An 18,386-nucleotide genomic window follows, 5' to 3' on the forward strand; every position below is an offset into this window, starting at 1 on the left:
CCCTTTTATGCAAGAACTCGCCTTCGTTTAGTTTGGTTACGACTCATTCAAAGGCCTTCACTCCTTGCTAACAAAACTTTTGGGTAAGGATATTTTTGGAGTAGATTTAAAAGCTTTTTGATAGGAGCGTTATTTTATTGGCTACAGTTGAGAAGGGGACGCTTTACGTTTGTGCGACGCCAATTGGAAACTTAGGGGATATCACCCTACGCGTTCTTGAAGTTTTGCGTGATGCTGATGTGATTGCAGCGGAGGATACTCGGCATTCACGAAAGCTATTAGAGCATTTTGGGATCAAAACTCCTTTAACGAGTTATCATCAACATAATGAAAAAGGGAAGGCTCAGGAATTGGTGCACAGACTTCAAGGTGGAGAAGTGATCGCTTTGATTTCTGATGCAGGTATGCCTGGAATTTCTGACCCTGGACAAGAAGTCATTCGCCTATGTTTATCAGAGCATGTTCCTGTTGATGTTCTACCTGGACCTAATGCGGGTTTAACGGCTTTGGTTCTTTCAGGGCTTCCCAATGATCATTTTATTTTTCATGGCTTTCTTCCCTCAACAAAGAGTGCCCGAAAACGTGAAATTAAAGGGTATGCTAAGCTCCCTTTTACGCAAATTTTCTATGAAGCCCCACATCGATTAGTGGATACGCTTACCGATCTTCTGGAGGTATGTGGAGATCGAGAAGCTGTAGTTGTTCGTGAGCTAACAAAGCTTCATCAGACGGTCCATCGGGGAACATTAGAGAGTTTAAAAGTGGAGTTTCAGGCGATTCCCCCACGTGGAGAAATCTGCGTTCTTCTAGCTCCCTATGAAGAAGAGCCAGTTCAAGGTGGCCCAGTAGAGTGGCGAGAAGAAGTGGAAGAGGGAATCCATCAAGGGTTACAACCGAAGGAAGCCATGAAACGTGTTGCCCAAAAATATGGGATTAGTAAGAGAGAAGTTTATCAAGCGACTTTAGATCGTAAGGAATAAAGAAAACCCGGCTTTCGCCGAGCCTTAGCGAGGGACGAAAGTCGCTGGTTGCCCTTATGCTGGAGGAAAGTATGAAACCGAAGGTTATACTTTCTGAAAGTAAAATAAAGAGACTTAGTTTCCGCTAAGTCTCAGATGAATAAAAAAAGAAGGCGATTACGCCTTCTATGTATTCTGCTTAAGTTTTTTAAACAGCTTCAGATTCATTGTTGGCTACAGTTGCTCCCATAGCTGCTGCGCATTCGCGGCAAACATTTTTGCCATGGAACACTTGAATATCGCTAGCATTACCACAAAAAACACAAGCAGGCTCATATTTTTTGAGAATGATTTTTTCCTGATCGACGTAAATTTCTAGAGCATCTTTTTCATCAATTCCCAGAGTTCTACGTAGTTCGATCGGAAGTACAACCCGACCGAGCTCATCTACTTTTCTCACGATTCCCGTTGATTTCATCATCATGACTCCCTCCTTACAACAACATTCGACAATTTCTAACACCCTTATGATACCAACCGTACCATTTAAAGTCAATGGGTTTCTGGAAAAAAGTTGTTGTTTCTTTTATATTAGGTATAGTGGTTCTTAAATTGGAGATACTTGACAAAAAACGTTAAATTAATTCTGCAAAATTTGCCGAAAGACTTTATAATAGATTTGAATCGTTACAAATACTTTGGAGAGGACTGAGACTCTTGAAATATTACATAACAACCCCCATTTTTTATCCTAATGCAAGCCCCCATATCGGGACGGCTTATACGACAGTTGCTGCTGATGCCTTTGCCCGGTATCATCGTATGAATGGAGACGATGTTTACTTTTTAACAGGTACAGACGAAAATGCGCAAAAGATTGTCCGCACAGCTGAAAGTAAAGGGATGGATCCCAAAAGTTACGTTGATGGGATTGTCGAACGGTTTAAGTCACTTTGGGAAGAGCTTGATATATCGAATGATGATTTTATTCGGACAACAGAGGAACGTCATCATCAAGTCGTTAAAGCGCTTTTTACGAAACTTCACGATCAAGGGGATATTTACAAGTCTGAATATGAGGGCTGGTATTGTACCCCCTGTGAGACCTTTTGGCCGGAAAGTAAGTTAATCGATGGCAAATGTCCGAATCCAGATTGTGGACGAGACGTAGAATTATTAAAAGAAGAAAGTTATTTTTTTAGACTTTCTAAATATCAAGATGCTTTGCTTAAGCATATTCAAGAAAATCCTGATTTTATCCAACCCGCTTCACGACGCAATGAAATGATTCGTTTTGTTGAAGGTGGCTTAGAGGACCTTTGTGTATCAAGAACAACGTTCCAATGGGGAATTCAAGTTCCTTTTGATCCAAAACATGTGGTTTATGTGTGGCTGGATGCATTGATCAACTATATTTCAGCTTTAGGCTATCCAGATGGCAAGCTCTATCAAAAGTATTGGCCGGCTGATGTCCATTTAATGGGCAAAGATATTGTGCGGTTCCATGCTGTGATTTGGCCGATTATATTGATCGCTTTAGGAATTCCATTGCCGAAGAAAGTATATGGCCATGGTTGGTTTTTAAGCAAGGAGGGCGGCAAGATTTCTAAGTCACGAGGAAATGTCCAAGACTCTTTTGAATTAATCCGACGTTATGGCTCGGATGCCATTCGCTATTTCCTTCTTCGTGAAATGCAAGTGGGAGCAGATGGTACGTATTCTGAGGATAATCTTGTAGATCGCCTTAACAGTGATTTAGCCAATGATTTGGGTAATTTTGTTTCCCGGAGCTTAGCGATGATTGTGAAGTATCGAGAGGGCCTTATTCCTAAAGTAGGAGAAGATACTGCTTTGGAACAGGAACTTAAAGCCTTAAGTCAGGAAGTAAAAGCTAAGGTTGAGGAAAGAATGGAAGCGTTGGATCCTGCAGGTGCTTTGGAAAACATCTGGCGGTTGGTTGCTCGGATGAATAAATATGTGGATGAAACAGCACCTTGGGCTCTAGCTAAACAAGAGGATAGTCAGGCGAGGTTAGATCATGTTTTGCATACCTTTGCCGAAGCAATACGTATTTTTGCAATTCTTTGTGCACCTTTCATGCCTAAGCTTCCGGGTAAGATGCTCGGATTTCTTGGAGTGGATCAAGCCTTGCTTCGTTGGGAAGATGCCACTGATTGGGGAATTATTTCAGAAGGAACACGGGTCGAGAAGGGTCAGCCTTTATTCCCCCGCGTTGATGTATCACAATGGACAAGTGTAGAGGAGAGTAAGAGCGTGGAGCAAGACATGAATCAAGGAGTTAATGAGCAAAACATTGCACCGGTAGAAGCTGTAGATGTAAAATCTGAGTTTGAGCCTATTAAAGAAGAAATTACAATTGATGACTTCGCAAAGATTGACTTGCGTGTGGCTAAAATTCTTCAAGCTGAAAAGGTAGAGAAAACGGACAAACTCATGAAACTCGAAATTGAGGTGTCTGGAGAGAAACGGACCATCGTTTCGGGAATCGCCCAACACTATACTCCTGAAGATCTTGTGGGGAAATCGGTGGTCATTGTCGCTAATCTTAAGCCAGTCAAATTACGGGGAATTGTCTCTCAAGGTATGATTTTGGCTGCATCTCAGGATGGAGTATTAGAAGTGATTTCGGTCAATAAAGATTTACCCGGAGGAGCTCGCGTTAAATGATTTGGGATACCCATGCCCATCTCGATGATCCCCGTTATCGGGAGGACTTTGAACACGTTCTTGAAAACATGAAAAATGCTCAGATCTCCCGTGTGACCAATATTGGATATGACCTGCCATCTTCTCAACACTCTGTTGAATTAGCTCATCGTTATGACTTTATCTATGCTGCAGTTGGAGTTCATCCTCATGATGCTGAAGGAGTAACCGCTGAAACATGGGAAACCCTGCTTCAGCTTGCAAAGGATGAAAAGGTCATTGGCTGGGGGGAAATTGGGCTGGATTACTATCGGGATCTTTCTCCTCGGTCAATTCAGCAGGAGATATTTATTCAGCAGATAGAGCTAGCCAATCAAGCGGGTTTACCCATTATTATTCATAATCGTGAGGCTCACGGAGATCTTCTGAAAATTGTACAGGAACATCCTCCGAAATACGGTGGAGTATTCCACTGCTATTCTGGTTCTTGGGAAATGGCAAAAGTTGTTCTAAACTTAGGCTTTTATATTTCTTTTGCAGGACCACTTACTTATAAAAATAATCGTCAAACAGTTGAAGTAGCCAGTAAAGTACCGCTCGATCGTTTTTTTGTGGAGACGGATTCTCCCTATTTACCTCCTGAACCTTATCGAGGTAAGCGAAATGAGCCAACTTATGTTCGCGAGGTTGCGGCTAAGATTGCAGAACTTCGGCAACTTAGTCTTGAGGAAGTGGCTCAGCAATCCTTCCAAAATGCTATACGTTTATTTAGGGTACAAGGCTAACTCTTTAATTTAAGTTGATTTTGAGAAATCACATTTTAGTCCGGAAAACTGATTAGTTTTCCGGACTAAATTTTTATACGAGCAGAACAGCCAACTTAAGACATTTTTTCAAGGTTGCTTGTCGGTTCTTTTTTCATTGTCTTTTTCATAATTTTAAATGAGGGGGGGAAAAAATGTATTCATTGCCTATAGCTAACTATATGGATTTTTGGCGAACTGCAAAGAACCGGAGTGTATATATAGGGAGTGGACTATTATTAGTGGGTACGACTATGGTTTACCTACCAATGGATAAGGTTATTGAGAATTTACCCCAAAGAGTAGTTCCTCGGCTGCAACTTTCGACTCCGCTAATACCTTCATTGCCAAAGGAAGGGGTTATATCTGAGGAAATTGTTTCTGAGCAAGTTGTGCCTGAGCAAAGTACACAAGTTCGTACTGAATTTCGAATCATAGACGTCGAGGTTCCGGTTGCAACAGAGTATGTGGAGTCAGGTCAGCTGGCTCCTGGTATGAGCAAGGTTAAAGATGAAGGAGAAAAAGGAATTGAAAGAAGGGTAATCAAAATAACCCAGATTGATGGAGAAGTCACAAGCGAGCAAATATCACATCAGTTTATGCTTGAGGCACCAAAGAAGCGTGTAGTCTTACGCAACAGTCAGCCTATTGTTGCAGTAAAGCCTAAAATTGATGTGAGCAAGCTTAATGTCCAAAGGGTTATGACGATGGAAGCAACAGCTTACACCTATACAGGGAATCGGACCGCAACAGGGGTTGAACCTAGAGAAGGTTTAATTGCTGTTGATCCACGGGTAATTCCCTTAGGAACTCAAGTATATATTGAAGATTATGGATATGCAGTCGCCGCTGATACAGGCGGCGCAATTAAAGGAAATATTATTGATGTATTTTTCCCAAGTCTTCAACATTGCATAAGTTGGGGGAGGCGTCCAGTTCAAGTCTACATATTATATGGAAAATAATGTAATTATTTTTGACAACTGACCACAGATAGGATAAAATGAGGTTGTAGGTTATTATGGAAAAACATTCCAAAAATATCATGGGGGGATTCAATGGTTGAGAAAACGGGGACAAGGGCTATTTCGCTAGTTCGAAGCTCCCGCAAGACTCAAATATTCGTAGCATTATTAGGAATACTCTTGGTTATTACATCCGTAGTGTTGTTAAAAGCGAAAACAATCAATGTACAAATTGACGAGAAAGTCGTTAGTATAACGACAATCAGCGATTCAGTGGGTAGCGCTCTAAAATACTCAGGTTTAGGTGTTTTCCCAGAAGACCTTGTTGTCCCTGATCGTTCTACTCAAGTAGAAAAAGGGCTAGAGGTTAGTGTCACTCGAAGTCTTCCGCTCACGGTAAAGCTTGATGGGCAGGAATATACTAGCCGTTCAGCTAAATCAACTGTAGGTGAAGCTTTACAAGATTTATCAGATCGTCTAGGGCTAAACATTCAGGAAACAGATGAAGTAGATATAGATCTCCAAACGCCATTAGTAGCGAATATGGAAATAGATGTAAAGAAAGCTGTTCCAATTCACGTAAAAGTTGACGGTAAACAAATCGATACTTATTTAGCGCCTCGTACTGTCGCTGAAGCACTTACTAAACTAGGAATTACACTGGGTGGGCAGGATAAAGTTTCATTACCTTTGGATCATAACCTACAAGAAAATGATGAAATCCAGGTCGTAAGGGTCACAGAAAAGGTAGAAACAGTAACAACAGAAATACCTTACCAAGTTGTTGCGAAGCCCGCCGATTTTCCAGTTGGATTTCCGGATCGAATTGTGAACAGAGGAGAGAATGGGCTTAATCAACAAGTAGTAAAGATAACCTACGAAGATGGTGAAGAAGTTCAACGAGATGTTCAGAAACAAGAAGTGACGAAGACACCGGTGAACCAAGTTGTCGCACGCGGAGCGCAAACTTCGATTTCTCGTGGTGGGAAGACAATTAACTTTTCAAAAGCTATTGTGGTACGTGCTAGTGCCTATTCTTCAGGTTCGGTTACAGCAACTGGGTCTTCTGTACATTATGGAGTCGTTGCTGTCGATCCACGAGTCATCCCTTTAGGAAGTTCTCTCTATGTCGAAGGCTATGGAGATGGAATCGCCTTAGACACGGGTGGTGCCATTAAGGGAAACCGAGTCGATCTCTATATGAATTCTGCAGATGCAGCTTACTCTTGGGGTGTAAGATCCATAGTTGTTTATATCAAGTAATAGAATATTTGAGTTATCAAGTTGTAAAAAGGGGCTGTCGCAAAACAGCCCCTTTTTCGGTGCTCAAAATAATTATTGAGTATTGCAAAAGACCCGAAAGCGTAGTTTCTCCCCTTCGAGGATAAGTCGACTAAGCTTTGAGTTTCGTTCCTCAATTCAAAGCTAGTCTCCTATAGCGCATAGAAGTGAACGATTCGCGGAGGGACATGCAGGTGAACAAAGCTTTCATAGCGCCAGAGTGAACGGATAGGTGCGAAACTACACGACCATAGGATTTTGCGACACTCTCTTTTTATTATCTTATACATTAAGAATTTAAGGTTACAATAAAGTGCTTACGTCTAAAAATAACAAGTAGCATGTTTACAAGCCTTTTGATCATATTTTAGAAATAGAATAGGATTTAGAGGGGGGGAGGGCCTTGCGTAAACCAATAATCTTCATTAGAAATACAAAGGGAATGGCAGCCATTATCATCGTGTTGCTGATGGCGAGTCTCGTATTTTCTGTGCTCTGGCAGGGTTCCACTGTAGTAATAAGTCATTTAAATAATACACAACATATCGTAGTCATTGATGCCGGGCATGGGGGGTATGATCCAGGAGCAATAACCTCTCAAGGGCTTTATGAAAAAGAAATCAATTTACAAATGGCCAAACGAGTGGGTGAACTTCTTAAACCAAGCGGCATACAAGTCTTTTTGACACGAGAAGAAGATATAGACTATGTTCCTGAGGGAACACGGGGGCGACAGACGAAGAAACAAGCGGATTTGAATTATCGAATTGATTTAGCAAAGCAAGCAAATGCGGAAGCCTTCATCAGTCTGCACCTTAATTCTACTGTAACGGGTAAAAATTCGGGGGCTGAGACATTTTATCAAAATCAATCTGAAGAAGGCAAAAGATTAGCGGAGAGTATTCAAGAAGAATTGATTAAAGTTCCGGGTATGAATCGGCGTATCGCTAAGCCAGGAGACTTTTATGTTATTAAGAATACGCCAATGCCTGCAGTAATTGTAGAACTAGGATATATATCCAACCCTCAAGAACGAGTTAGGTTACAGCAAACGTGGTATCAGGATCAGTTAGCACGATCGGTAGCTAAAGGAATTGCTCAATATTTTGATCTCCCCTAAAATTTGAATGAGAAAAGTTGAATGAATTGAATGCTGAAAAGTATATGGTTTATTATGGATGAATTCGGATACATAAGCTGAATCGAAGAGGGGAAAATAAAGTCAGTCACCGAATCAAGATGAAGGAGTTGATCTCTGAATGAAGCGGTTTCTGACTTTTTCTTTAATAGCTGTCTTAGTTTTAGGACTTAACTTAACCGGATGTAATCCGGCGCAACAGCCTTCTCCGCCAACACAACCTCAGCAGATGACGGAGAATGGCCAACCTCCTACGGCGGAAGCAGATACCCGTCAAGATGTTCTTGGTGCTGAAAAGCGGGTCGTTATGGGTTTCTATACAGATCCAGAGGGACCTACACCCGGTTCAAAGGAATCTATGATGAAGAACATTAAAATGCTAGATGAAGTCTCCTTCTTCTGGTACACCTTCGATGAAAATGGGAAAGTTGTGACTTCTGGCAAGAAAGATCTGAGCATAAAAGAGGCAGCTCAGAAAAATGGGGCCAAAGCCTATGCCTTAATCCATAACATGAGAGGCGGAGGATTTGATGCCAATCTTGCTCATAAAGTTTTAGCTAATTCTTCGACAAGATCTACCTTTGTCAATAATCTGGTTAATCTAACGATTAACGAGAAATGGGATGGGATTGCGGTAGATATCGAAAAAACGCCGCCAGGAGATCGCAATAATTACTCTGCGTTTCTTGACGAATTGCATAAGGCACTAAAGGCTAAGGATAAAGTCCTTAACGTATCGATTCCGGCGAAGTACATTGATTATCCTTCAGATTTATGGTCAGGAGCGTATGATTATGCTGCAATTGGGAAAGCCTCAGACCAAGTTGTACTGATGACCTATGATGAACATGGTTTAGGAACAACCCAAGGGCCGATTGCTTCCCACGCATGGGTAAATAAGGTGATTAGTTATGCTGTAGGAAAGATTCCCAAGGAAAAGATTGTAATGGGGCTTCCGGTTTACTCCTTTGACTGGGGGTCGAATAAACCTACCGTACCTGATTATTTATCCTATGCTCAATCGGTTGAGCGTGCCAAAAAACATGGCATTGAAGTCCTATTCGATGAGGAGAACAAAGTACCCCACTATCATTATACGGCCAATGGTGTTCGGCATGAGGTTTATTTGGAAAATGCCAAGAGTTTGCAACCTAAGATGGAGTATGCCAAAGAACATAAATTACATGGAGTAGCTGTCTGGCGGATTGGAATGGAAGATCCCGCTATTTGGAATAGTTTGATTAAGACTTACGGAACAAATAAAAATAAACAGTAACCACCTGAGTTCAACGTAAGGAATCGGGTGTATAAATCAGGAATCAGAATTTTAGATGGCAATATAGAGCGGGGAAAGCACCCCGCTCTATATTAATTTGAGAAAAGGAGGAAGATAAGATAAGATAATTAAGCAACATAAGAAGAGGAAGAGGTTACCTGATGATTGAAGAATTGATTGTCGTCGAAGGCAAAAATGATGCTCAAGCCGTTCGCCGCGCTTTAGGAGAAGTCGATATTCTCTGGACAGAAGGATATGGCTTAACGCATGAAAAGCTTCAATATATCAGCGAGATGGCAACACGCCGTGGCGTCATCGTTTTGACAGATCCAGATTCGGTGGGGGAACAAATTCGAGAACGCATAAGACGTACGGTTCCTGAGGCTAAACACATTTATCTGTCCAAAAAAGATGCTCGTTCCAAAGATGATAAGGATATAGGGGTAGAAAACGCTTCACCTGAAGACATTCGACGAGCTTTTCAATTTATTCAGGTAGAACGTACTGAGGTAAAGAGAGCCCCGATTTTTAATATGGATGACTTGGTTCGAACAGGACTCGTCGGGCTTCCCAATTCGGCGGAGAAGCGGAGAAGGGTTGGCCGGATTTTAGGATTAGGGGATGCTAATGCAAAGCAGTTTTTACACCGGTTAAATCGTTTTCAAGTTTCACGTGAAGATTTTGAAGGAGCACAACTCGGAGTAGGAGGTAAGGATGGAAAACGCAGCTGACTATACACGGCGTTTACTTAGAAAAGGTGCCCGGGCTCATAAATCATTAGGACAGAATTTCTTGATGGATGATCAGGTGATTTCTGAGATTATAGGGGCAAGTGTTCTTGATCCAGATATCCCAATGATAGAGATAGGTCCAGGTCTTGGCGTATTAACACGAATTCTTGCTCAAGACGTGAATAAACTTTGGGCGGTTGAGCTCGATAAAAGTAAGGTAGAGATACTTCGACATGAACTTGAGGGACCCTCCCTAGAGATTCTGGTTATGGATGCCTTAAAGCTCAATCTTCGCGATATCTGGGGCGAACAGAAGGGCTTCTTGGTTGGCAATTTGCCCTATTATATTACCAGTCCGCTCCTTATGCATTTTTTAGAGCAAAAGGAGTCTCTGATCGGGATGACAGTTATGGTCCAAAAGGAAGTTGCCGATCGCATAGTCGCTAAACCAGGAACGAAAGCGTACGGAGTGCTGTCCATTGCTGTGCAAGTCGCAGCAGAGCCTGAAAGAATCTGTAACGTTTTACCCCAGGCTTTTTGGCCTGCGCCAAAAGTTCACTCGACTGTTGTTCGTTTGAATCTGCGCCCTTATCCAGGCCTACAGGTCAATTCCCAGGATTTTTTTCGGGTGGTAAAAGCAGGTTTTAGCCAACGTAGAAAAACCTTGGGGAATTCACTTTCCTCAGGGTTAGGAATCGATAAAAAGAGGGTCAGTGAGATTCTGATGCAGGCAGGGATTGATGAACAAAGAAGAGCAGAGACCCTCAGCATTGAAGAGTTTCAAACAGTGACTCAAGTCTATTTAGAAAAAGCCCTTAAGTAAGGTTTTAGTTTTACTGGGTTATCTTTTAAACGAGAAAAAAGGCGCCTGTTCGTCAGATTGAACGAACAGGCGCTTTTTAAAAATCCAAACTATTTGGCAACATCCTTTTTCTCAGCCTGTGGTTGCGACTTAGCGACCTCTTCTTCAGGAGTAGGAATTCCAAGGATCGCGGCAGAGTGATCGCGTCCTAAATAGAAGTTTGACCAAGAAGAGGTTTGGTAAAGATCCCAGTTGGCAGGTGGAATATGATAGGAATCCAGTTGATGCTCTTCGCCAACTTTCTTTAAGCGTGAATAAGCTCTGACATAGACACATTGTTTTTCGTTAGGATAGACTTCACACCAGCCTTGAAAGCTTCCGCCACAGGCCCCGTTACGTTGATTTTTAGGGCATTGGGACATGGGGCAAAGATAGGCCATATCCAGTAAAGCACAATCGCCACAATCCTTACAGTCATTCGAGATCACTTTAATGACATGTTCTAGACTATGTTTACGGGGGTTCTTTCGTGCTTTATAAATACTTCTCATAATTGGGAAAAAGGCTTGATTGGGAGTAAAGATAAGGCTGTGCATTAGACGCAAGGCACGGAAGCTTGCTCCGACAGGAGCATTAAGCGGGAGATTCTTTCGATCAACAGGGATTGTTGTATTGAGTCCTGTCTTCTCATCTTTTTCATAATAATAAAATCCACCCGGGATAGGATAATCAAATTCACGAATAAGATCCATCCATTTTGAACTGAGTTCTTCACCCTTATTAATAATGTACTCAACTTGTTCGTATTTAACGTTATTTCCGCCGATGTGTACTCCAGCAAAGCCCATCCCCTTCATGATCGCATACATTTTGGCCGCTCTGAGTAGGCGGGCGCTTAACCCTTTATCTTCAGCTTTTTTTTCTTGATCTAGTTCAGCTAAGAGTTTATCAGTGACAACACAGCCCGGAAGTTTATTCTGGTTCATGATCCGAGCGGCTCCATAAGGAAGAATGTAAATATTACCGATGATAGGAATATTTAAATCATTTAATTTTATAAACTGAAGGACTTCATGAAATTTACGGGCATCATATCCAAGCTGAGTCACTATAAATTCAGCTCCGCTGGCTATTTTCTTTTTCATTTTAAAATATTGAACCATCTGCTCCGCTTCAGTTGCTTTGAAGGGAGAGACAGCGGCTCCGGCAAAGAAATCACTCGGTTGGTGACGGATGATTCCTTTCATTCCGGGATACTCCAAGCCATGGTTCATTTCACCGATCAATTCAACACCATGAGTTGGATCAAGATCGAAAACAGGCTTAGGTCGCCCTTGGAAACCTGACTCGGTGTAGTCTCCGGTCATGACTAAAAGATTACGGACTCCAGCACGATCAAGTGCATAAAGTTGACTTTCCATTTGGTTACGGTTTTTGTCTTTACATGTAAAGTGGACGAGAGGTTCAATCCCTAGTTTTAAGATCTCTTCACCTAAATAGTCTGCAAGCATCGCTGGATTTCCGCCGGGATTATCAGTGATAGTTAAGGCATGGACCTTTCCTCCTTTGGCTGCTTGTTCAGCAGCGAGGAGGGCACTTTCTTGGGCTTTCTCTCGAGCGCCTCTACCGGGAACTAATTCCCAGGTTACAGACATCGTTTTCTTATCGAGCAGAGACTCCTTAAATCGGTTTTCCATCCTTTTTCCCCTTTCCTACCCTTCCCTTGGTCGAAGTAAAACCTTTGATGACCTGTTTATATACTTTCTTTAATTGTAGTACAATTTGGACAATTCTTTCAATAGAACTCCCAAAGTTTTATTTTGCAATTATTAGAAATAATTGTTGAAATTCTTAACCAATAAGGTGATAATAAAAGAGAAAGTCGAAAATTAAGATAATTATGAGATTATTTCAAAACATTTGTAAAGGCAAACTCAGTGAAAGCCGAGGACGCAAAGCTACGAGTCTAAAGCCTCGGCAGAGGTAAAGATAGTCGGGTTGCCATGTTAAAGGATACGACGAATTGATCCTTGTTTTGGCAACGCCATACAGGGATTTATTTTTTTAAAAAAGTTAAAGGGGACGAATAAATTGAAAAAAATTAAGTCTAAGTTTATCGCTTCGTTTTTGCTCATAGCCATGATTATGGCTGCCTTTGTTGGAGGGTACAGTGTCTATAGTCAAGTTCAACTCGTGGATAATGAAATTCAGGATTATCGAGAAACTTTATTTCAGGAATATGATGCTATGATGAAGGCACAAGTTGAAACAGCTACGAGTTTAGTACAAAATGTTTATAATGAACAGCAAAAGGGGTTACTGACAGAGGAGCAGGCTAAAGTGAAAGCGGCTAATCTCGTTCGTGACTTGCGTTTTAATGGGAGCAACTATTTTTGGATCGATACGACAGAAGGCATAAATGTTGTTCTTTTAGGAAGAGATACAGAAGGGAAAAGCCGTCTTGCATCTAAAGATCCCAACGGGGTTGAATATGTAAAAGAATTTATTAAGAATGGGCAGCAAGAAGGTGGGGGTTACAGCGATTATCAATTTGCTAAACCCAATGAAACACAACCGCTACCGAAAAGAGGATACACGCTCCTTTTTAAACCCTATAATTGGGTTATCGGTACCGGGGACTGGGTCGATAATATTGAGAAAAGTGTGAGCGAGAAACAAGCTACATACCAGGCAGATATGCGTAAACAGGTAGGGATTAACGTAGGAATTATTCTGGTCGCGTTAGTTGCAGTTATTGCTTTTGCACTTTATTTTAGTCGTAAAATATCCCGACCCATTATCGAGGTAGCAGAGGAGAGTAAAGCTGTTGCCAATGGGGATTTCACTCGAGAAAAGCTGAATGTGTCTTCAAAAGATGAGTTGGGCGATTTAGCGGATTCTTTCAATAAAATGTCAGATAGTTTGCGTGAGCTTGTTCAGAGAGTTTCCCAAGCCTCCTCACAAGTTGCAGCTACTTCTCAAGAGTTAACCGCTGGAGCCGAGCAATCTGCTCAAGCTTCCAGTGAAGTTGCCGTTTCAGTAACAGAAATGGCTCAAGGCGCGGAAAAACAAAAGACGACGGTCGATGAAGTAGCAGCTGTAGCTGAGCAGCTCGCTGCGGGTGCGGAACAAATTCAAGCAAATACAGGAAATGTTGTTAGTTTTGCAGAAAGGACAGCACAATCAGCAGATGAAGGTCGTACTGCGATTACGACAACGATAGAACAAATGAAACAAATCCAGTCTGTGGTGAACCGTTCTGCTGAAATCACACTTCAATTGGGCGAGAGATCTCAGGATATTGGCAAGATTGTGGATACCATCTCGGCCATTGCTGATCAAACAAACTTACTTGCGCTGAATGCCGCGATTGAAGCAGCTCGGGCTGGCGAACAAGGAAGAGGGTTTGCTGTAGTTGCAGATGAAGTTCGCAAATTAGCTGAACAATCACAAGAAGCAGCGAAGGAAATTGCGCATTTAATTGCCAGTATGCAACAAGATACAGAGAAAGCCGTTAGTGCCATGAATAATGGGACTTCTGTCGTAGAAACGGGATCCAAGGTCGTAGCCCAAGCCGGAGAAGCCTTTGAAGAAATTGCACAACAAATCGAAAAAGTTGTGGCTCAGGTCAAAGGGATTTCAGAGGAAATGGAGCAAATGACCCAAGGAAATGAACGAATTGCTTCTTCTGTACGCGATTTGGATCAGATCAGTCGGGTTATTGCTGATCAAACTCAGAATGTATCTGCTTCTTCAGAAGAACAAGCCGCTTCGATGGAGGAGATCGCCTCTTCAAGTCAGCTCCTAGCGAAGATGGCTGAAGAACTAGACCAGTCTTTAGCTAAGTACAAGATCAACTAAGCATAGGAGTTAAAAGAAAGTCTTTTGCACTAGGAATAAAATAGACAAAAGAATAGGCTGATGGATAAGATAGATGAGCAAAGAATGTTTGCTCATCTTTTCTATTATAGACGGTAAAGAATAAGAGGCCTGTAAATCAGAAGAAACATACTTAAACCGGTAGAAAAGGATTCCTAAAGCTGAAACTCCACTATAAGGAAAGAAAGGATAAATATCGATCGTTGAAAATCCAGGGTAATATACTCCTAAAGGGAGAAGCCAAGGTCCTGAGATATACGTGTTAGATAAAACGAATCCCAAGATTAGGGCAAAGAGTGAGTAGAAGCTTAAAAAAGCCGTTGAACGTTTTTGGAGAAAGGGATAAAGAAGAGCCATCACCCCCAGAAAATGGAGTATTCCAAAGCGGATATAGGACTCGGGCATTGCGATATAGGTAAGTAAGGTGATAATCAGAGCCCAGGATAAGATTTTGACAGCATTGCGGAATGGATGGTGACTGAAACCGCTACTCACTCCTGCTAGGAAGATAAACAAGACGGCCGAAATCTTTCCTTCTACAAACCAATACCAAGAATCGACCTGAACTGGGGCAGAAGTGAAGAAATCCAAGTCATAAATAAAATGGTAGAGAATCATAAGAATGAGGGCAAGGGCTCGTAATAGATCGATTTCGGGAATTCGAGAGGCGGTATTTTTCAAATTAACACCTTACTTTCTTACACTTTATCTTTTCGTTGATAGGGAATGATGAGATGCTGTTCACAAAAAGGATGAGAAATAGCTAAGGTTTCATTCCAAAGTTTGAGAATATCAAACCGTCTTTCGGGATGATAGCCTAGTAATTGGTGTTTTCCCAAGGAACGTGTGAGAGGCTTATCATGAGCTAAAGCAAATCCCATGATGCAATCCCCAATAATCGTTTCGGCGATTAAGCGGGCATGTTGTCGCTCTTTACGCGGAGATTTTAAGTCTTGATGGCGTAGTGAAGTTACGACTTGGGTTTTTAAGCCAAGTTTGCTAGCCCATACTAATGACAAAGGCGGAATTGCGATCCCCTCGGGGGGAATGGCATCCAAAGCTTTGGCAGATAAAGCATGGGGACCATGGGTGGGCGTAGCTAGACCTAAAGTATGGAATAGTCCGAGCTCTTTGTTGAGGTTAGCCCGAAATCGTAAAACAAGATGGGCGAGATTCGCGCGATGAGTAATATAGGGATAACAGTTGGTGAGGGCGATATCGACTCCCTGATCTAAAGCGAAAAGGAGTTGTTCCAAATTTTCAAGGATATTTCCCGACATATCTCCATCTAAAAAGAGCACTCCCTCAGAGTTCAGTTTATGGGCATAGAGAGCGCCGACAGCCCGAGGAATATCAATACCGAGCGGTTCAGCAAAATAGATGGTGTGAATGCGTGAATCAGGAATGGAACGGGTAAGCTCTAGGGTTCGATCGGTACAACCGTTCAGCACAAGAATAATATACCTGAGAGGAAGTTTCAAGACTGTGGCCAGGACGGCAAGGATACTCTTTTCTTCGTTGTAGGCGGGAATGACAACATCATACATGTTTCTCGCCTCCAGCATATGATTTTATTACATCATATGCCGTTTCTCTTCATTCGTCATAGAATAAAGCAGAGATCGGAAGGAGGGAAAAAGTGTGTTTGATGTAGGAGATATCGTCGCTAGGCATTCGCACAAACAGGACTTGTATTTCCGGATTGTTCAGATTCAAGCCAGCGGAGGAGAAAAAACAGCCTTACTTAAGGGCATTAATACGAGGCTCTTAGCTGATGCTCCTCTAAATGATCTCGTTGGGAAAAATCCGTCTGAGGTTGCCCATTATCAACTGGAGGATTTTCAGGGAATTTACCAAAAGCTCAAGGTTGTTGTTAATCAGAGAAAGGCTAGTCAAGAGAAGGATGAAACTGATGAATATTTCGAAATACCGGGTCGCGTCCTTCACCTTGATGGCGATGAAGACTATCTTAATCAGTGCCTTAAGACCTACCATCAATTAGGGTTGGAGGCTAAGGGGATTTGTAAATCAGAAAAAGAGCAACCTAAAGTGATTTACCAGATTCTCAAAGAGAATCCTACAGATATTCTTGTTTTAACCGGACATGATGGGTTTCTTCATGGAAAAAAGGACTTTCGGAGCCTTGATAGTTATAGAAGTTCACGGTATTTTGTACAGTCCGTTATTGAGGCTCGTCGATTTCAACCCAATAGGGACGCTTTAGTCATTTTTGCGGGAGCTTGCCAGTCAAACTATGATGCAATTTTATCATCTGGGGCAAATTTTGCCTCTTCTCCGCAAAGAGTGCTGATTCACGCTTTTGATCCGGTTTTTATTGTTGAGAGAATTGCCTATACTCCAATCGATGGAATGGTTTCTTTAAAAGAAGCTATAACGCATACAGTAACCGGGACGGATGGAGTCGGTGGGATTGAGACAAGGGGGCAGTTGCGACGGGGATATCCAAGAAGTCCTTATTAAATCCAAGGGGACAGTTAAGGTATAAAAAGTGAAGGGCGCCGATGAGGCGCCCTTTGTATAATTATAGGACTCAGAAGGATATTTATCCCAATAGGCCGAAGATATATAAAAGATAGTCAGAATTAAAAGATAGGGGGTTAGAGAATGAATCCTATAAGTGTTAATTTTGGCCTATTTGGTTTGGCTGCTACTTTTAACGTTTTATTGTTGATTCTGGGTTTTGCTTGTTTAATTCAACTTTTCCGATTTTTAACTAAGGGCATTAAAGCACTAGATATTTATATAAAAAATGTAAAATAAGAAAAACGAAATATGATTGGAGGTTAATCATTGTTTTGAAGCATAAAGTTTTTGTAATGGGTATCCCAATTTTACTTTTAATAGCTTTTCTTATGGGAATAGCATCTCTCTTCTATGGCATACCTTTCGGAAACCTTATTGCAAAACATTATATTAAACAATATTCTAATGTTAAGTATAGTCATGTCGAACATAGAATGGGCAACGTTAATTATAACTTCAAGAACTCAGCATACCATGCCTCGATTTTAGATAGTAATGGGAGCCTTATAACTGAAATTGCTTATAGCTTAGGAACTAATTCTTTGTATGATTCAAGTTACAATGATGAGATTAGTAAAGATTTTAAAGCAAATATAAATGGTTTACTATCAAAAGAATATCCTTCAATAGAAACTACATTTGTTTATGTATGGGAAGAGGTAGATGCGAACCAAGATTTTAATAGAGCTGATCTAAAGAAAAAACATAGGATAGATGTTTCCATGAATGACAAATCGACCACAATAAGCACTGATGAAAGCAAAAAAAAGTTTACCGAAATAGTGAGAAAAATATTTAATTCAGTAGAAGGCCAATACAATGCAGAATCGTCACAAATAATGTACGATAATCATCACGACATGATGGAAGTATTGATAGGGAACGAACAAAGTAAATTACCCGATGAAGAACTGCAAAAATTGATTCATGTAATACATACCTATGATGGTACAGAGAATCCAGTAGTCAAAGCAGAAGCAATTACCGTTGACAGTATTGATGAGTTCGTTGATTATGTTCACCAAGACTTAAGCGCTAAATATCAAGTAACCCAAACGACTGAAGAAGGAGACGCAATTATTCAGACCTTAGAATATGACGGAACAACTATTAAATTTACTTTCGATAATACACAGGACAAATTTGCAGGAAATAGCAAAGGCGTAATAACTAAGGAATATCTAAAAATAGATAAGGAAGGCGGCCTTTGTTATTTACTAGATAAAGACGGAAATAAAAGTGTTTTCCCTTTATGATGTATAAAACAATTACAGACCCATGGGATATTTAATCGGTGTAATGCAAAAGAGGCAGACCAGAAGAATAATTATCTGGTCTGCC

At 41.3% G+C, this 18,386-nt stretch carries 17 protein-coding genes and 1 riboswitch; of the genes, 13 read left to right on the plus strand and 4 right to left on the minus strand.

Features of this window, described 5'->3' with window-relative positions:
* Nucleotides 1-137 precede the first annotated feature (137 nt).
* A complete protein-coding gene (rsmI, locus tag DESME_RS00155) occupies nucleotides 138-980 on the plus strand; it encodes a 16S rRNA (cytidine(1402)-2'-O)-methyltransferase (protein ID WP_006717658.1) in 843 nt (280 codons plus the stop codon).
* Nucleotides 981-1,167: 187 nt separating this feature from the next.
* Here the strand turns inward: rsmI and DESME_RS00160 are convergent, their stop codons facing one another.
* The gene (locus tag DESME_RS00160; RefSeq protein WP_025248576.1) at nucleotides 1,168-1,437 is read right to left on the minus strand and encodes an AbrB/MazE/SpoVT family DNA-binding domain-containing protein; all 270 of its coding nucleotides are present in this window, start codon (nucleotides 1,435-1,437) and stop codon (nucleotides 1,168-1,170) included.
* A 239-nt stretch (nucleotides 1,438-1,676) separates the two neighbouring features.
* Here DESME_RS00160 and metG point away from each other — a divergent pair, with 239 nt between their 5' ends.
* The 8 genes from metG to rsmA all read left to right on the plus strand — a co-directional run bounded on the left by metG (nucleotide 1,677) and on the right by rsmA (nucleotide 10,643).
* Entirely contained in the window at nucleotides 1,677-3,647 is a 1,971-nt protein-coding gene (gene metG / locus DESME_RS00165; RefSeq protein ID WP_006717654.1) for a methionine--tRNA ligase, read from the plus strand.
* Nucleotides 3,644-4,411, plus strand: a complete 768-nt coding sequence (locus tag DESME_RS00170; protein WP_006717652.1) for a TatD family hydrolase — start codon at nucleotides 3,644-3,646, stop codon at nucleotides 4,409-4,411. Before metG ends, DESME_RS00170 begins: the two co-directional genes overlap by 4 nt.
* A gap of 173 nt (nucleotides 4,412-4,584) precedes the next feature.
* On the plus strand, nucleotides 4,585-5,394 hold the full coding sequence (locus DESME_RS00175; RefSeq protein WP_006717650.1) for a 3D domain-containing protein: 810 nt from the start codon (nucleotides 4,585-4,587) through the stop codon (nucleotides 5,392-5,394).
* Nucleotides 5,395-5,487: 93 nt separating this feature from the next.
* A complete protein-coding gene (locus DESME_RS00180) occupies nucleotides 5,488-6,657 on the plus strand; it encodes a resuscitation-promoting factor (RefSeq protein ID WP_006717648.1) in 1,170 nt (389 codons plus the stop codon).
* Between the two features lie 460 nt (nucleotides 6,658-7,117).
* Nucleotides 7,118-7,795, plus strand: coding sequence for an N-acetylmuramoyl-L-alanine amidase family protein (locus DESME_RS00185; protein ID WP_427846190.1), 678 nt, complete (start codon nucleotides 7,118-7,120; stop codon nucleotides 7,793-7,795).
* A gap of 139 nt (nucleotides 7,796-7,934) precedes the next feature.
* Nucleotides 7,935-9,089, plus strand: a complete 1,155-nt coding sequence (locus DESME_RS00190) for a glycosyl hydrolase family 18 protein (RefSeq protein WP_006717643.1) — start codon at nucleotides 7,935-7,937, stop codon at nucleotides 9,087-9,089.
* 161 nt (nucleotides 9,090-9,250) lie between these two features.
* The gene (gene rnmV / locus DESME_RS00195) at nucleotides 9,251-9,820 is read left to right on the plus strand and encodes a ribonuclease M5 (protein WP_006717641.1); all 570 of its coding nucleotides are present in this window, start codon (nucleotides 9,251-9,253) and stop codon (nucleotides 9,818-9,820) included.
* Nucleotides 9,804-10,643, plus strand: a complete 840-nt coding sequence (gene rsmA / locus DESME_RS00200; protein ID WP_006717639.1) for a 16S rRNA (adenine(1518)-N(6)/adenine(1519)-N(6))-dimethyltransferase RsmA — start codon at nucleotides 9,804-9,806, stop codon at nucleotides 10,641-10,643. Before rnmV ends, rsmA begins: the two co-directional genes overlap by 17 nt.
* Nucleotides 10,644-10,732: 89 nt before the next feature.
* On the opposite strand, the gene DESME_RS00205 is transcribed toward rsmA, so the two are convergent.
* Complete coding sequence (locus tag DESME_RS00205) at nucleotides 10,733-12,319, minus strand: methylenetetrahydrofolate reductase C-terminal domain-containing protein (protein WP_006717638.1); 1,587 nt, start codon at nucleotides 12,317-12,319, stop codon at nucleotides 10,733-10,735.
* A 220-nt stretch (nucleotides 12,320-12,539) separates the two neighbouring features.
* Nucleotides 12,540-12,628, plus strand: a riboswitch (cyclic di-GMP riboswitch).
* 85 nt (nucleotides 12,629-12,713) lie between these two features.
* On the opposite strand from DESME_RS00205, the gene DESME_RS00210 reads away from it, so the two are divergent.
* Nucleotides 12,714-14,483 (plus strand): methyl-accepting chemotaxis protein, encoded by a 1,770-nt coding sequence (locus DESME_RS00210; protein WP_006717636.1) that lies wholly within the window; start codon nucleotides 12,714-12,716, stop codon nucleotides 14,481-14,483.
* A 9-nt stretch (nucleotides 14,484-14,492) separates the two neighbouring features.
* Here the strand turns inward: DESME_RS00210 and DESME_RS00215 are convergent, their stop codons facing one another.
* Both DESME_RS00215 and DESME_RS00220 read right to left on the minus strand, forming a co-directional pair.
* Nucleotides 14,493-15,182 carry a heparan-alpha-glucosaminide N-acetyltransferase gene (locus DESME_RS00215; protein ID WP_006717634.1) on the minus strand — a complete coding sequence of 230 codons (690 nt, stop codon included), beginning with the start codon at nucleotides 15,180-15,182 and terminating at the stop codon, nucleotides 14,493-14,495.
* Between the two features lie 17 nt (nucleotides 15,183-15,199).
* A complete protein-coding gene (locus DESME_RS00220) occupies nucleotides 15,200-16,048 on the minus strand; it encodes a glycosyltransferase family 2 protein (RefSeq protein ID WP_006717632.1) in 849 nt (282 codons plus the stop codon).
* Nucleotides 16,049-16,142: 94 nt separating this feature from the next.
* Between DESME_RS00220 and yabG the strand changes: the two genes are divergently transcribed.
* The 3 genes from yabG (at nucleotide 16,143) to DESME_RS15285 (ending at nucleotide 18,301) form a co-directional block, all read left to right on the plus strand.
* Nucleotides 16,143-16,982 carry a sporulation peptidase YabG gene (gene yabG, locus DESME_RS00225; RefSeq protein WP_006717630.1) on the plus strand — a complete coding sequence of 280 codons (840 nt, stop codon included), beginning with the start codon at nucleotides 16,143-16,145 and terminating at the stop codon, nucleotides 16,980-16,982.
* A gap of 144 nt (nucleotides 16,983-17,126) precedes the next feature.
* A complete protein-coding gene (locus DESME_RS15800; protein ID WP_006717629.1) occupies nucleotides 17,127-17,282 on the plus strand; it encodes a hypothetical protein in 156 nt (51 codons plus the stop codon).
* A gap of 35 nt (nucleotides 17,283-17,317) precedes the next feature.
* Nucleotides 17,318-18,301: a DUF4362 domain-containing protein gene (locus DESME_RS15285; RefSeq protein WP_006717626.1), complete on the plus strand. Its 984-nt coding sequence runs from the start codon at nucleotides 17,318-17,320 to the stop codon at nucleotides 18,299-18,301.
* Nucleotides 18,302-18,386 lie beyond the last annotated feature (85 nt).

It is taken from the genome of Desulfitobacterium metallireducens DSM 15288 (assembly GCF_000231405.2).
In the GTDB taxonomy this organism is placed as follows: Bacteria; Bacillota; Desulfitobacteriia; order Desulfitobacteriales; family Desulfitobacteriaceae; genus Desulfitobacterium_A; species Desulfitobacterium_A metallireducens.

What these genes read in the sequence shown, in the direction of transcription:
- DESME_RS00170 (WP_006717652.1), top strand. Translation starts at nt 3,644, where the DNA reads ATGATTTGGGATACCCATGCCCATCTCGATGATCCCCGTTATCGGGAG.
- DESME_RS15800 (WP_006717629.1), top strand. Translation starts at nt 17,127, where the DNA reads ATGAATCCTATAAGTGTTAATTTTGGCCTATTTGGTTTGGCTGCTACT.
- DESME_RS00175 (WP_006717650.1), top strand. Translation starts at nt 4,585, where the DNA reads ATGTATTCATTGCCTATAGCTAACTATATGGATTTTTGGCGAACTGCA.
- DESME_RS00220 (WP_006717632.1), bottom strand. Translation starts at nt 16,048, where the DNA reads ATGTATGATGTTGTCATTCCCGCCTACAACGAAGAAAAGAGTATCCTT.
- DESME_RS00190 (WP_006717643.1), top strand. Translation starts at nt 7,935, where the DNA reads ATGAAGCGGTTTCTGACTTTTTCTTTAATAGCTGTCTTAGTTTTAGGA.
- DESME_RS00180 (WP_006717648.1), top strand. Translation starts at nt 5,488, where the DNA reads ATGGTTGAGAAAACGGGGACAAGGGCTATTTCGCTAGTTCGAAGCTCC.
- rnmV (WP_006717641.1), top strand. Translation starts at nt 9,251, where the DNA reads ATGATTGAAGAATTGATTGTCGTCGAAGGCAAAAATGATGCTCAAGCC.
- rsmA (WP_006717639.1), top strand. Translation starts at nt 9,804, where the DNA reads ATGGAAAACGCAGCTGACTATACACGGCGTTTACTTAGAAAAGGTGCC.
- DESME_RS00185 (WP_427846190.1), top strand. Translation starts at nt 7,118, where the DNA reads ATGGCAGCCATTATCATCGTGTTGCTGATGGCGAGTCTCGTATTTTCT.
- DESME_RS00205 (WP_006717638.1), bottom strand. Translation starts at nt 12,319, where the DNA reads ATGGAAAACCGATTTAAGGAGTCTCTGCTCGATAAGAAAACGATGTCT.
- DESME_RS00160 (WP_025248576.1), bottom strand. Translation starts at nt 1,437, where the DNA reads ATGAAATCAACGGGAATCGTGAGAAAAGTAGATGAGCTCGGTCGGGTT.